The sequence below is a fragment of the Exiguobacterium sp. s157 genome, assembly GCF_018618205.1.
Taxonomy (GTDB): Bacteria; Bacillota; Bacilli; order Exiguobacteriales; family Exiguobacteriaceae; genus Exiguobacterium; species Exiguobacterium chiriqhucha.
The window spans coordinates 361,055-374,319 of sequence record NZ_JACSLQ010000001.1; the positions used below are offsets into that span (position 1 = coordinate 361,055).

Here is a 13,265-nt window from a genome sequence, read left to right on the forward strand (position 1 = left end):
CGGGCGTTTTGCCCGGGCCTTGTGTTATGGACGTCGGTTCGAGAGGACCCGGCGGCGCAAGTTGATTCCAAAAAATGTGGCGATGCCGCTCAAGGCGAGACTGCCGATGATGATGGCGGCACTTCCTTCAGCGACACCGATGCCGATACCGACGAAGCCGGCGACGACCGCGGTCGCGATTAAAACGAACATGAGTTGCATGGAGATTCCCCCTTCTTTCGCTAGTCTTCTTCATTGTAGTCAAAAATGATGCGTTTGAAAACGTTAACAGTTGATAACACTCGACAAAGGTGGTGGGACGTGTGCTATACTCTTAAAGTTGAATAAAAGATGAAACTTTTTTAAATAAGAGAGGACTAACTACATGAATGTAAGAACTAACCTTCGGAACGTAGCCATCATCGCCCACGTTGACCACGGTAAAACAACGCTCGTCGATGAATTATTGAAACAGTCTGGTACATTCCGGACAAACGAAATGGTCGCAGAACGCGCCATGGACTCGAACGACATCGAACGTGAACGCGGAATCACGATTCTCGCGAAAAACACGGCAATCGATTATAAAGATACACGCATCAACATTGTTGATACACCAGGTCACGCCGATTTCGGTGGTGAAGTAGAGCGTATCATGCGTATGGTTGACGGCGTTATCCTCGTTGTCGATGCACGTGAAGGCTGCATGCCGCAAACGCGTTTCGTATTGAAAAAAGCACTCGACCAAGGTCTCCGTCCAATCGTTGTCGTTAACAAAATCGACAAGCCGATGGTACGCCCACTCGACGTCGTCGACGAAGTTGTCGACTTGTTGATCGACCTTGGAGCAGATGAAGATCAACTTGAATTCCCTGTCGTCTATACGTCTGCTGTCAGCGGTTCAAGTTCGTTCGATCCTGATCCAGAGAAGCAAGAAGATACAATCACGTACGTGCTCGACACGATTCTTGAGAACACACCGGCACCAATCGATAACTCGGATGAGCCGCTTCAGTTCCAAGTCACGATGCTCGACTACGACAACTACCTCGGCCGAATTGGTGTCGGTCGCGTCTTCCGTGGGAAAATCAAAGTCGGCGAATCAGTGTCACTTTGCAAAACAGACGGATCAATCAAACAATTGCGCGTCACTAAATTGTTCGGTTACTTCGGCCTCAAACGTGTTGAAATCGAAGAAGCCAAAGCTGGTGACTTGATTGCCATCGCTGGGATGGAAGACATCAACGTCGGTGAGACGGTCACGCCAGTCGGTAAAGAAGAGCCACTTCCGCTTCTCCGCATCGATGAGCCGACGCTTCAAATGCGTTTCATGACAAACAACTCACCGTTCGCAGGACGCGAAGGCGATTTCGTGACGGCACGTAAAATCGAAGAGCGTTTGATGAAACAACTCGAGACGGACGTTTCACTCCGTGTCGAGAACACTGATTCACCTGACCAATGGGTCGTTTCAGGCCGCGGTGAGCTTCACCTCGGGATCTTGATCGAGAACATGCGTCGTGAAGGCTACGAACTTCAAGTTTCGAAACCACAAGTTATCATTCGTGAAGACGAAGATGGTACGAAAATTGAGCCGTTCGAACGCGTCATCGTTGACGTGCCAGAAGAGTACACAGGTTCAGTCATGGAATCAATCGGTCTCCGTAAAGGTGAACTTGCCAACATGAACACGAACGACAACGGTCAAACACGTATGGAATTCATCGTTCCTTCACGTGGTCTCATCGGCTATCGTAACGAGTTCTTGTCAGCGACACGCGGATACGGAATCTTGAACCACACGTTCGAAGAGTACCGCCCGTTCATCGCTGCTGACATCGGCGGACGCCGCAGTGGTGTCATGGTTTGTATCGAACCTGGTAAGTCGACGGCTTACTCGATCGGTGCCCTTGAAGACCGTGGAACGATCTTCATCGAGCCAGGTGTAGAAGTATACGAGGGAATGATTATCGGTGAATGTAACCGTGACGTCGACCTCGCAATCAACGCCGTCAAAGGGAAACAGTTGACGAACATGCGTGCTTCAGCAAAAGACTCGACACAAGTCTTGAAACGTCCACGCGTCTTCTCACTCGAAGAATCGCTCACGTTCTTGAACGATGATGAGTACTGTGAAATCACGCCGGAGTCAATCCGTCTCCGTAAAAAAGTCTTGAATAAGAACGAACGCGAGAAAGCTGACAAGCGTCGTAAACTTGGTAAAGAATAAGTCTTAAAAAAGGGAGCGCCTAGGCGTTCCCTTTTGTTTTGGATAGTGTAGAATGGTTGTGTAGGAAATAAAGGGGGATTATCAGCTTGAAAGCTTCTCAAACGATGGACATCACACAAATTGATGTGCCGTGGATTGCCTCGCTACTTGGTGTCGGCAGTGACGCGAACGACTTCTCGGTCGGGTTCAACGCGTTAATCATCACGGTCATCTTATTAACGATCCTTGTGTTTAAATTAGGTTTTGCGAAACAATTGACGTGGTGGAAATCACTCGTCGTCTATATGCTGCTCGCACTCGGGGCAGGCACGATGGCGCTCGTCTTCTTCACATGGCCGATTCCAGAAGTTCTCCTTGTCATGGCTGTCGTCTTGGCAATCTACCGGGGCCGCCTTTGGTGGAACCGTCGACAAGGCATCGAATCACATTAAAAAATGGACGCTTCGCCCTCGGGCGAAACGTCCATTTTTGCTTACCATCTCCGTTTTTGGCGGAACGATGGATATAGGTGGAATTGGCCGGTCGCGGCACGCTCCGCTGTTCGCGCGGTGATGCGTTCTTGACACGTCTGGCACATATACGTTTTAGCAGGTTTATTACGAAGTCGTTTCGCTTCGAACGACCACGAATCAATCGTATCGATTTTGTCACAAAGAGAGCACTTTACGCGCATGGTCTCACCTTCCTCTTCGTTGATTATAGCATGATTTCAGGAGAGAAAAGCAGGGAAAGAGGTTTGTAAGGGCGAATCCATTTCGTATACCCGTTCGGGAGGAGGGGAGTCTATGGCGAGTAAAGCTGCGTTCGAACTTTCGAGGGCGCAACAAGACGTATTGAACGAGATGCCGTTGACGTTCTTAGTCACGTTTGATGAGCCGAAACGGTGGCCGATCACCCATGCGATCAGCTGGGTGCAAGCGCCGAACGAGAGGACGATTCGCTTGGCGTTGACGAAGAATTCGCATGTGATCACGTTGCTCTCGTATGAGAAGACAGCGAGTCTCATCTTTCTTGAAGGGGGACTTGCCTACAGTATCGCCCTGTCACACGTACACGAATTCGAGCCGAGCGTGAAGCCGGCGTTACACCTTCGCTTTTTTGAAGGGAAAGTCGAAGAGGTCCGTAACATTTCCTTTTACGGGGCAACCTATGGACAACCGGACATCGTCAAGACGTACGATGTCGAAGCAGCAGAAAAGTTGGACCGTGAAGTCAAGGAGAGTTTGAATTCTTGATCACCAACAATTTTCGAGGGGCGGCAAAGTCTATGAAAAAAACGTATGTGCTCGATACGAACGTACTCTTACACGACCCACTATCCTTGTTCCAATTCGATGAGCACGATGTCGTCATTCCCGCCATCGTTTTAGAAGAGCTTGACGGTAAAAAACGTAATATGGATGAAGTCGGCCGCAACGCCCGAGAAACGGCGCGCGTGCTCGATCAATTGCGGACGACCGGTAAACTGCACGACGGGGTCCCGCTCGAGAACGGCGGACGATTGTTCGTCGAGATCGGTCACGAGCATACTGTCGATTTCCCCTTCGACGTCATGACGAACGACAATCGTATCCTGACCGTGGCACTTGGACTGATGAAACAATACGAGCACGACCGGACCCGTAAAGTCGTGGTCGTCTCGAAAGATATACTCGTCCGTGTCAAAGCGGACGCCATCGGCATTGAAGCCGAGGATTACTTGACCGACCATATCGTCGATACGACGAATTTATACGCCGGCTATCGTGAAATCGAAGTCGATCAAGCCATCATCGATGAATTTTATAAAGTCCGACAGCTTCCGCTAGAAGCCGTTTCAAAAAATCAGCTATATCCGAACTCATTCGTCGTCTTAAAGAGTAACGTCTCGAAAGCGAGCGCACTCGCGGTCGTCGATGGGTTGCAACCGATCCTCCGTCCGCTCTCGCTAGACGTCGAACACGTGTGGGGCATCCATCCTCGTAACGTCCAGCAACGGATGGCGCTCGACTTGTTGTTGCGGGACGATATTCCGTTCGTGACATTGCTCGGGAAGGCCGGTACCGGGAAGACGTTGCTCGCGCTCGCGGCAGGCCTGTCGCTCGTCGAAGACGAACGTCGCTTCAACAAGCTCGTCGTGGCCCGACCGGTCGTCCCGATGGGGAACGATATCGGTTATTTGCCCGGTGAGATGGAAGAGAAGCTCCGGCCATGGATGCAGCCGATTTATGATAACTTGGAGTTCTTGTTCAACGCCAACTCGAAAGACGAACTCGGGAACATCTTGGCCGGCATCAAATCGATTCAGCTCGAGGCGCTCACGTATATCCGTGGCCGCAGCATGCCGGATCAGTTCATTATCATCGACGAGGCCCAAAACTTGACGAAACATGAGATTAAGACGATTCTGACCCGAGTCGGCGAGAACTCGAAAATCGTCCTCGTCGGGGACCCGTATCAAATCGACCATCCGTATTTGGACGAGTATTCGAACGGTCTCACGTACGCCGTCGAACGCTTCAAAGGTCAAAACGTATTCGGACACGTCCAACTCATCAAAGGGGAGCGCTCGTCGCTCGCCCGGTTGGCCGCCGATTTACTATAACGAAATAAACGCCGAGCGGCCGCTCGGCGTTTATTTCGTATTTGGATGGAGTGCCACTTGCACGTTCGATTTTTCCAGGAAGGCGTTCATCAGCATAATCAGACCGGTCACGATAAACAGTGCCGAGAATCCGAAGTGGGCGACGACTTGCGAACCGAACAACGGTCCGAGCAAGTTGCCCATGAACTGGGCCGATTGGTTATAAGAGAAGATGCGGCCGGTCGCCCGGCTCGGCGTATGTTGGCGGAGTAACGACTGTACCGACGGCATGAGTGCCGCCGTGGCGAAGCCGAGGCCGAATCGCATGATGACGAGTTGTGTCGTCGACGTCACGAATGCCTGTGGAATCAAGAAGGCGCTATAGACGATGAGCGCCCAGAACAGGATGCGTTCGGCCCCGTAGCGGTCGGAGAGCCGACCGAGACGTTGTGCGGAAATGAGGGCGGCCACACCAGGAGCTGAGGCGACGATCCCTGCGATAAAGGCGAGCGACGTCGTATACGGGTTCAATTCCCGGACATACAGCGTCAACAGCGGGCCAATCGATTGGGCCGAGAACGTGATTAAGAACGTCGTCAGAAACAGACTAAATATGAGTTGCGGGTTACGGAGCGAGGCGATCATCGATCGCGTCGAATCAAGCCGCTCGCGCGCCACCGGCACAAAGTCCTCTTTGACGAACACGAGTGTGATGAGGAACGTGATGAATAAGGCACTGCCGGTCAAGAGAAAAACGGGTCGAAGCCCAATCAAGTCTGCGAGGAGTCCTCCAATCAAGGGACCGAGGAGTCCGCCGGTGATGCCACCGGTCGACAGTGTGCCGAGCGCCCAGCCACTTTTCTCTTTAGGCGTTTGTGAAGCGACGAGGGTGATCCCCGCCGAGATAAATCCGGATACGGCACCCATTAAGAGCCGTAAACCGACGAGCTGATACACGTCTTGGACGAAACTGATGAGCGTCATGACGACGGCCATACCGAGACTAGCGCGGATGAGCATCAATTTGCGGCCTTTTTGGTCGGCGAGCCGTCCCCACAGCGGGGAGACGATGGCAGCCACGAGGAAAGTGGCGCCGAATGCGACCGCGGACCACGTAACGACTTGGTCGGAATCGGTGACCCCGAGTTCTTCGATGAACAAGGGGAGGAACGGTAGGACTAGACTCATCGAGGCCGCCGTCAAAAAGCTACCGATCCAGACGATGATTAAGTTTTTCTTCCATAAAGGGTACGTAAGCGTCACGACCTTTCGAGATTGAAGTTTTTCGATACCCTATATGTTACACTTTATGAAGTAAAAAGTCTAAAAAAAGAGAAGGCGCTGTGCCTTCTCTATCATGCCTCTGTTCGCACGGCGATGTGATGGACACCGCGCCATACTTGTTGATTGTGCAAGACGTACACCGGACCGTCCGCGAGTACTTTTCCGTCTCGAGAGAACTGTAAGTAAACGCTTCTGGCCTCGTCGATTGGCAACGTGAGCACCGTCTCCCCATAAAAACTGACGTGCGTCGCCGTGGCGATCGGTTCGGCATTTTGAAGGAATGGCGCGAACGGCATCGCGAACGAGTCGCGCAGCGCCGCATCCTTATCAGCCCGAGACATCGGTTTGTTATGGTCGACGCGTGACCCTTGCGTCAAGCCGTCATCCCATGCCTTCCCCATCTTGGCATAGTATGCGTCGTTGTCACTTTCTACCGCGCGGTCGAGATCCTCGACGTTTCGCTTGCGGTCATCAAAAATCCATACGGTCGGGTCGATCGTCAGCGCGTGACGAACCGCTCCGTCTAGTGGAAAAATCATGGATACGCCCCCTTTATTCACAATACACTGTACATTATACAGCTCTTTCTCAGAAAAAGGGAAACTGCGAGAAACTCGCCGCGAATCCAGACTGTTCATTGAATTATGATGAAATATAATGTACAGTTGAGTTATGACAAACAGTCTGTCATTGTACGGAGGAGGGGTCGTAGTGGCGACAAATTTGGCTGCAGTCCAACGGGAGCAAGCGCTTCAACTATTAGAGGCAGACGCAGAAAAAATCCGTTGTTTGATTGAAGTGCAGTTAGAAAACCTAAAAATGCCGAAGTGCCCGCTTTATGAAGAGGTGCTTGATACACATATGTTCGGTCTATCACGCCAAATTGATTTTGCGGTCCGTCTTGGACTCATTTCAGACATTGAAGGTAAAGGACTGCTCGATTCATTGGAACAAAAGCTGTCCGCCCTCGCGGAAGCTTCAGATTTATGAACCTTATACTCAAACTGTGCAAGCGGCGCTGTTTGAGTATTTTTTTATAATGGGTCAGTGATTGTTGTACATAAGGAAGTGAAAACATGAAAACTCGGTTTCGGTATTTTGATTTCTCGTTGTTCATTGCAGTGCTCATGCTCGTCGGAATCAGTTCGATCATGATTTATAGTGCGAGCGTGTGGAATCGCGGCGATTACGCGAACAGCGGCTTGTTCTATCGCCAACTCGTCTACGCAGGAATCGGGATTGTCGTCTACTTCATTGCGACGATGTTCCGCTATGAGAACTTTAGAAAACCTAATATTTTGTACGGCCTCTATTTCGTATCGGTCGTACTGTTGTTCATCACGTGGGCGATGCCACCGCTCAACGGTGCGCGGGCCTGGCTCATCATCGGCAGCTTTACGATTCAACCGGTCGAGATCGCCAAATTCGTGTTGATTCTACTGCTCGCCAACTATTATCACCAGTTGTGGAATGGGGAGCTGAAAGGGTTGCCTGGTCGACTAGGGCGAGCCGCTATCACTAAAAAAGGAATCCGGGCTCAGTTTGGTGCCTTCTTCATGATACCGGTCATCTACTTCTTTTTCCCATACGCCATCGCCATCAACGGACAGCCGGATATGGGGGGCTTGTTCGTCCTCGGGGCCATCATGTTCCTCATGTGGCTTGCCGTCGGGGCGCCGCTTCGGATCATCGTGCCTGCTGTGCTCGCCGGGTTTGGACTTGTCTATCTGATGTTCACGACAATCTTCTCGGAGAACCAGCGCAGCCGGATCGAAGTCGTTTTCAATCCATTCATGGACCCTGAAGGCTACGGGCACCAATTGCTCATGTCGATCATCTCGATCGTCCATGGGGGCTTGACCGGCGTCGGTCTCGGGAACAGTTATCAGAAGTATGGGTACTTGCCGGAACCGGAGACGGACTATATCATGTCCATCATCGCTGAAGAGCTCGGCTTTATCGGGGTCGTCGTCGTCCTCGCCTTGCTGTTCTTCATCGCTTTCCGGGCCGTCAATATCGCCAACCATAGCGATAGTCATTTCGCGATGTTCGTCTCGTTCGGCATCGCCGCTCAAATCATGGTCCAGACCGGAATCAATATCGGTGCCATGTCCGGTTGGTTCCCGGGTACAGGTGTCACGCTCCCGCTCGTCAGTTACGGCGGGACGTCACTCATCATGACGATGGGGATTCTCGGTGTGCTCAGTAGCATCTCGATGCGAAATCGGCACCGGGAAGCAACGAAACGGGCAGAAATTCGGGAGAAATCCGCAGAAAACGTTCAAAGTTCATCATTGCATGTTGTAAGGTAAAAAGGATTGAACTACTTATATGGGGGGATTTATGTTGAAATCAATTAGCAAATTACTCGTAGCCAACCGTGGTGAAATCGCCATTCGCGTGTTCCGTGCCGCCACTGAATTAGGGATGCGCACGGTCGCCGTCTATTCTCAAGAAGACAGCGGCTCGTTACACCGCTTTAAAGCGGATGAAGCTTATTTGATTGGTCTCGATAAAAAACCGATTGACGCCTATCTCGATATCGAGGACGTGATCCGCATCGCGAAACAGTCGGGGGCTGACGCGATTCATCCAGGTTACGGATTCTTGTCTGAGAATATCGAACTCGCACGTCGTTGCCGTGAAGAAGGCATCATCTTCGTTGGTCCTAACGAATCGCACCTTCATGCGTTCGGAGATAAAGTTCGGGCCCGTCAAAGTGCGATCGCAGCCGGACTCCCGGTCATTCCAGGTTCGAACGGACCACTCACGTCTTATGAGGACGCTTTAGACTTTGCGAACGAGCACGGCTTCCCGCTCATGGTCAAAGCCGCGATGGGCGGAGGCGGCCGAGGGATGCGCGTCATCCGTACGGAAGCCGAGATGAAAGATTTGATTGAACGTGCCAAGTCAGAAGCGAAGCAAGCGTTCGGTTCAGACGAAGTGTACATAGAAAAACTAGTGGAACGCCCGAAACACATCGAGGTCCAAATCCTCGGGGATGACCACGGGAACATCATTCACTTGTTCGAACGCGACTGCTCGGTCCAGCGCCGTCACCAAAAAGTCGTCGAAGTCGCACCTTGTGTGACGTTATCGGATGCGTCGCGTCAAGCCATCTGTGACGCAGCCGTGAAACTGATGCGCCACGTCGGCTACATCAATGCCGGTACGGTCGAATTCCTCGTCACGGAAGACGAGTCGTTCTACTTCATCGAAGTCAACCCACGTATTCAAGTCGAGCATACGATCACCGAGATGGTGACCGGATTCGATATCGTCCAGACGCAACTCATGATCGCACAAGGTGAGTCGCTCCACGGCGACGTCATCCACATGCCGAAACAAGAAGATATCAAATTGCTCGGTTACGCGATCCAATCGCGTGTCACGTCGGAAGACCCGGCCAACAACTTCATGCCGGATACCGGTAAAATCATGGCCTACCGTTCTCCGGGCGGCTTCGGCGTCCGACTTGACGGTGGGAACGCCTACGTCGGTGCCGAGATTTCACCATATTACGATTCGCTCCTCGTGAAGCTGTCGACACATGGCATGACGTTCGAACAGGCCGCTTCGAAGATGGTCCGTAACTTGAACGAGTTCCGGATTCGTGGCATCAAGACGAACATCCCGTTCTTAATCAACGTGATGAAGCATCAGAACTTCATCAGCGGCGACTATAACACGTCGTTCATCGATGAGACGCCGGAACTGTTCGTCTTCCCGAAACGGAAAGACCGCGGGACGAAATTGCTCAACTATATCGGCGATGTCACGGTGAACGGATTCCCGGGCGTCGGTTTGAAAGACAAGCCGATCAGCCGCTCGGTCCGGATTCCGCAAGACCTGCCGGCTGAAGCCAAACCGGGCACGAAACAGATTTTGACGGAACTTGGTCCGGATGGCCTCGCCGACTGGATTAAGCGCCAGCCCGAACTGTTATTGACGGATACGACGATGCGCGACGCGCACCAGTCTCTGCTCGCGACACGGATGCGGACGCAAGACATCATCAATATCGCCGAACCGACGAGCAAGCTCATGCCGGAGCTGTTCTCAGTCGAGGCATGGGGCGGGGCCACGTTCGACGTCGCCTATCGCTTCCTCTCAGAAGACCCTTGGGTACGCCTCATGCGTCTCCGTGAGAAGATGCCGAACGTGTTGATTCAAATGTTGCTCCGCGGTGCCAACGCCGTCGGGTATAAGAACTATGCCGACAACGTCATCGAGAAATTCGTCCACGAAGCGGCCTATGCCGGCGTCGACGTGTTCCGGATCTTTGACAGTTTGAACAACCTCGAGTCGATTCAACTCGCGATTGACGCGACGTTACCGACCGGCAAAGTCGCCGAGGCAGCGGTTTGTTATACGGGTGACTTGTATGACGGTAGCCGTCCGAAATACCACTTGCCGTATTACGTCGACTTGGCGAAGAAACTTGAAGCGAGCGGGGCTCACATCCTTGCCATCAAGGACATGGCCGGCCTGCTCAAACCGGAATCGGCGTACGCGCTCGTCTCGGCATTGAAAGATGCCGTCGACTTGCCGATCCACTTGCATACGCACGACGCGTCGGGCAACGGGATCTTCACTTACGCCCGGGCGACAGATGCGGGCGTCGATATCGTCGACGTGGCTGCGAGCTCGATGTCGGGGATGACGTCACAGCCTTCAGGCGGCAGCTTGATTTATGCGCTTGACCATCACGCGCGTCAACCGAAAATCGATGCAAAGCATTACGAGGTCATCAGCGATTACTGGCAAGACGTGCGTCATAACTACGAGCCGTTCGAGAGCGACATGCGCGCTTCGAACCCGTCGGTATATGAGCACGAGATGCCGGGCGGACAGTACTCGAACTTGCAGCAACAAGCGAAAGCGGTCGGATTGGGTGACCGTTGGAGCGAAGTGAAGTCGATGTATGCCCGTGTCAACATGTTGTTCGGGGATATCGTCAAAGTGACACCGTCGTCGAAAGTCGTCGGCGACATGGCGCTATTCATGGTCCAGCATAACTTGAGCGAACAAGATGTGATTGACCGCGGTCACCAACTCGACTTCCCGGATTCGGTCGTCGAGATGATGCGCGGCGAACTCGGGACGCCTCCAGGAGGGTTCCCGACCGATGTCCAGCAAGCGATTCTTAAAGGTGAGAAGCCGCTTGACGTACGTCCAGGTAAGTTGATTGAGCCGTATGATTTTGAAGCGGCCCAGTCGAAACTGTTCGAGAAACTCGATCGTCCGGTAACAGATTTCGAATTGCTCTCGAACGCATTGTATCCGAAAGTGTTTGAAGACTATGTCACGCATTCGACGACGTACGGGGATGTATCGGTGCTTGACACGTTGACGTTCTTCTACGGATTGAACGTCGGTGAGACGATTCAAGTTGAAATCGAGACTGGTAAGACACTCATCATTAAACTCGTTCAAATCAGTGCGGCGAACGAGGACGGCATCCGTCTCGTCTCGTACGAGATGAACGGCGTCCCGCGTGAAATCGAGATTAAAGACGTGAACGTGAAGTCGGCGACGACGAGCCGTCCGAAAGTAGACCGGGCGAACCCGAAACAAGTCGGCGCTTCGATGCCAGGTTCAGTGTTGAAAGTGCTCGTCGAACCGGGTAGCCGTGTCCACCGCGGGGAACAGCTCCTCGTCACGGAAGCGATGAAGATGGAGACGACGGTCCAAGCCGCTCAAGACGGAGAAGTCAAAGCGGTCCATATTAAAGAAGGCGACACAATCCAAAGTGACGACTTATTGATTGAGTTTGTATAATGAAAAGAAGCATAGCCGCGCTATGCTTCTTTTTTAGATAGGAGTGGGAGAGATGAGACGAGTATGTTGGTTTCGATCGGATTTTCGATTGACAGATAATCATATGTTACACCGGGCCTTGAAAGACGCTGATTCCGACGATGAGATGGAGTTCGTCTTTTGGCTCAACCCTAACTATTGCGAGCCGTTCGAGACGCGCCACGATTACTTTTTCGCGACGATGCGTCAGTTCATGGACGAGTTGGAAGAACGCGGGCTCGGACTTCGAGTCATCGTGGCCGACACGGCCGAACAGTTCGTCGAAGCGCTCGGTGAGCTCGATGTGCTCTACTTCAACGCCGAGTATGTCGAACCGTTCAAACAGCGGGACGACGCCGTCATCCAGGCGCTCGGGGAAGCGGTCAAAGTCATCCGCCTGCTCGATCGCCATTTGTTCGCCCCGAACGCGTTCACGAAAAAAGACGGCGAGCCGTATAAAGTATATACGCCATTTAAAAAAGCAGCCTATGCCGAGACACCGCCCGCGCCGTATGAGGTCGACGTGAATGCGTTGAAGCGTCATTTGACGACGGGGCATGAAGTCCCGGCAGCATTGAAGCGTCAGTTCGACCGCTGTGAGCGTTCGTGGAAAGCGCTCGGCGAAGCGGCCGCGAAACGTCGTTTGAGCGACTTCGTCGCGAAGCGAATCGATGCGTACGATGAAGACCGCGACATCCCGGCCATCGCCGGCACGAGCCGTCTGTCTCCGTATCTCCGGACCGGGGTGCTCTCCATCCGGACCGTGACGGAAGCGGTGTTGAAGGCGCCGAAATCGAGCGGACGCGACACGTATTACGATGAGTTGTTATGGCGCGAATTTTACTATATGATCATGGTCCAATTCCCGGGACTGAAAGACCGTCCGTTCAACGACAAGTATAAGCATCTCGATTGGGAGAACGATGACGAGAACTTCCAGGCGTGGTGTGACGGAAAGACGGGCTACCCGATCGTCGACGCGGCGATGCGGCAATTGAACGAGACGGGCTGGATGCATAACCGGCTTCGCATGATTGTCGCCTCGTTCTTGTCGAAGCATCTGATGATCGACTGGCGGAAAGGGGAACGCTATTTCGAACAGAAGCTGATCGACTATGAAGCAGCCTCGAATATCGGGGGTTGGCAATGGGCGGCCTCGGTCGGGACGGATGCGGTACCGTACTTCCGTATCTTCAATCCGACGACGCAGTCCGAGAAGTTCGATGGGGACGGGACGTTCATCCGGAAGTACGTGCCCGAACTCGCCGATCTCGACAAAAAAGCGATTCATTTCCCTGACTTGACCGAGCGGGACGGATACGTCGACCCAATCGTCGACCATAAGGAAGCGCGGGCCCGGGCACTCGAGCGGTTCAAGGACGCGCAGTAAATAGGCATCAAAAAAAGGAG

At 52.7% G+C, this 13,265-nt stretch carries 12 protein-coding genes; 8 read left to right on the forward strand and 4 right to left on the reverse strand.

Annotation, left to right across the window (positions count from 1 at the left end):
• Positions 1 to 24: 24 nt before the first annotated feature.
• Positions 25 to 201, reverse strand: coding sequence for a hypothetical protein (locus KNP67_RS01890; protein ID WP_021067003.1), 177 nt, complete (start codon positions 199 to 201; stop codon positions 25 to 27).
• Between the two features lie 163 nt (positions 202 to 364).
• Here KNP67_RS01890 and typA point away from each other — a divergent pair, with 163 nt between their 5' ends.
• A complete protein-coding gene (gene typA, locus KNP67_RS01895; RefSeq protein WP_021067004.1) occupies positions 365 to 2,209 on the forward strand; it encodes a translational GTPase TypA in 1,845 nt (614 codons plus the stop codon).
• Between the two features lie 86 nt (positions 2,210 to 2,295).
• Positions 2,296 to 2,640 (forward strand): YlaH-like family protein, encoded by a 345-nt coding sequence (locus KNP67_RS01900; protein WP_235045181.1) that lies wholly within the window; start codon positions 2,296 to 2,298, stop codon positions 2,638 to 2,640.
• A 41-nt stretch (positions 2,641 to 2,681) separates the two neighbouring features.
• Here the strand turns inward: KNP67_RS01900 and KNP67_RS01905 are convergent, their stop codons facing one another.
• Complete coding sequence (locus tag KNP67_RS01905) at positions 2,682 to 2,882, reverse strand: YlaI family protein (RefSeq protein WP_021067006.1); 201 nt, start codon at positions 2,880 to 2,882, stop codon at positions 2,682 to 2,684.
• Positions 2,883 to 2,994: 112 nt separating this feature from the next.
• On the opposite strand from KNP67_RS01905, the gene KNP67_RS01910 reads away from it, so the two are divergent.
• Both KNP67_RS01910 and KNP67_RS01915 read left to right on the forward strand, forming a co-directional pair.
• Positions 2,995 to 3,444, forward strand: a complete 450-nt coding sequence (locus tag KNP67_RS01910; protein ID WP_021067007.1) for a PNPOx family protein — start codon at positions 2,995 to 2,997, stop codon at positions 3,442 to 3,444.
• 32 nt (positions 3,445 to 3,476) lie between these two features.
• The gene (locus tag KNP67_RS01915; RefSeq protein WP_021067008.1) at positions 3,477 to 4,793 is read left to right on the forward strand and encodes a PhoH family protein; all 1,317 of its coding nucleotides are present in this window, start codon (positions 3,477 to 3,479) and stop codon (positions 4,791 to 4,793) included.
• A 30-nt stretch (positions 4,794 to 4,823) separates the two neighbouring features.
• Here KNP67_RS01915 and KNP67_RS01920 read toward each other — a convergent pair whose 3' ends face one another.
• Complete coding sequence (locus KNP67_RS01920) at positions 4,824 to 6,035, reverse strand: multidrug efflux MFS transporter (protein WP_051627736.1); 1,212 nt, start codon at positions 6,033 to 6,035, stop codon at positions 4,824 to 4,826.
• 92 nt (positions 6,036 to 6,127) lie between these two features.
• Positions 6,128 to 6,595, reverse strand: coding sequence for a hypothetical protein (locus KNP67_RS01925; protein ID WP_021067010.1), 468 nt, complete (start codon positions 6,593 to 6,595; stop codon positions 6,128 to 6,130).
• A gap of 172 nt (positions 6,596 to 6,767) precedes the next feature.
• On the opposite strand from KNP67_RS01925, the gene KNP67_RS01930 reads away from it, so the two are divergent.
• The 4 genes from KNP67_RS01930 to KNP67_RS01945 all read left to right on the forward strand — a co-directional run bounded on the left by KNP67_RS01930 (position 6,768) and on the right by KNP67_RS01945 (position 13,245).
• On the forward strand, positions 6,768 to 7,046 hold the full coding sequence (locus KNP67_RS01930) for an Fpa/YlaN family protein (protein WP_021067011.1): 279 nt from the start codon (positions 6,768 to 6,770) through the stop codon (positions 7,044 to 7,046).
• 86 nt (positions 7,047 to 7,132) lie between these two features.
• On the forward strand, positions 7,133 to 8,368 hold the full coding sequence (locus KNP67_RS01935) for an FtsW/RodA/SpoVE family cell cycle protein (protein ID WP_021067012.1): 1,236 nt from the start codon (positions 7,133 to 7,135) through the stop codon (positions 8,366 to 8,368).
• A gap of 31 nt (positions 8,369 to 8,399) precedes the next feature.
• Complete coding sequence (locus KNP67_RS01940) at positions 8,400 to 11,837, forward strand: pyruvate carboxylase (RefSeq protein ID WP_021067013.1); 3,438 nt, start codon at positions 8,400 to 8,402, stop codon at positions 11,835 to 11,837.
• A 52-nt stretch (positions 11,838 to 11,889) separates the two neighbouring features.
• Positions 11,890 to 13,245 (forward strand): cryptochrome/photolyase family protein, encoded by a 1,356-nt coding sequence (locus KNP67_RS01945; RefSeq protein ID WP_214755768.1) that lies wholly within the window; start codon positions 11,890 to 11,892, stop codon positions 13,243 to 13,245.
• Positions 13,246 to 13,265 lie beyond the last annotated feature (20 nt).

What these genes read in the sequence shown, in the direction of transcription:
- KNP67_RS01890 (WP_021067003.1), bottom strand. Translation starts at nt 201, where the DNA reads ATGCAACTCATGTTCGTTTTAATCGCGACCGCGGTCGTCGCCGGCTTC.
- typA (WP_021067004.1), top strand. Translation starts at nt 365, where the DNA reads ATGAATGTAAGAACTAACCTTCGGAACGTAGCCATCATCGCCCACGTT.
- KNP67_RS01905 (WP_021067006.1), bottom strand. Translation starts at nt 2,882, where the DNA reads ATGCGCGTAAAGTGCTCTCTTTGTGACAAAATCGATACGATTGATTCG.
- KNP67_RS01910 (WP_021067007.1), top strand. Translation starts at nt 2,995, where the DNA reads ATGGCGAGTAAAGCTGCGTTCGAACTTTCGAGGGCGCAACAAGACGTA.
- KNP67_RS01915 (WP_021067008.1), top strand. Translation starts at nt 3,477, where the DNA reads ATGAAAAAAACGTATGTGCTCGATACGAACGTACTCTTACACGACCCA.
- KNP67_RS01925 (WP_021067010.1), bottom strand. Translation starts at nt 6,595, where the DNA reads ATGATTTTTCCACTAGACGGAGCGGTTCGTCACGCGCTGACGATCGAC.
- KNP67_RS01935 (WP_021067012.1), top strand. Translation starts at nt 7,133, where the DNA reads ATGAAAACTCGGTTTCGGTATTTTGATTTCTCGTTGTTCATTGCAGTG.
- KNP67_RS01940 (WP_021067013.1), top strand. Translation starts at nt 8,400, where the DNA reads ATGTTGAAATCAATTAGCAAATTACTCGTAGCCAACCGTGGTGAAATC.
- KNP67_RS01945 (WP_214755768.1), top strand. Translation starts at nt 11,890, where the DNA reads ATGAGACGAGTATGTTGGTTTCGATCGGATTTTCGATTGACAGATAAT.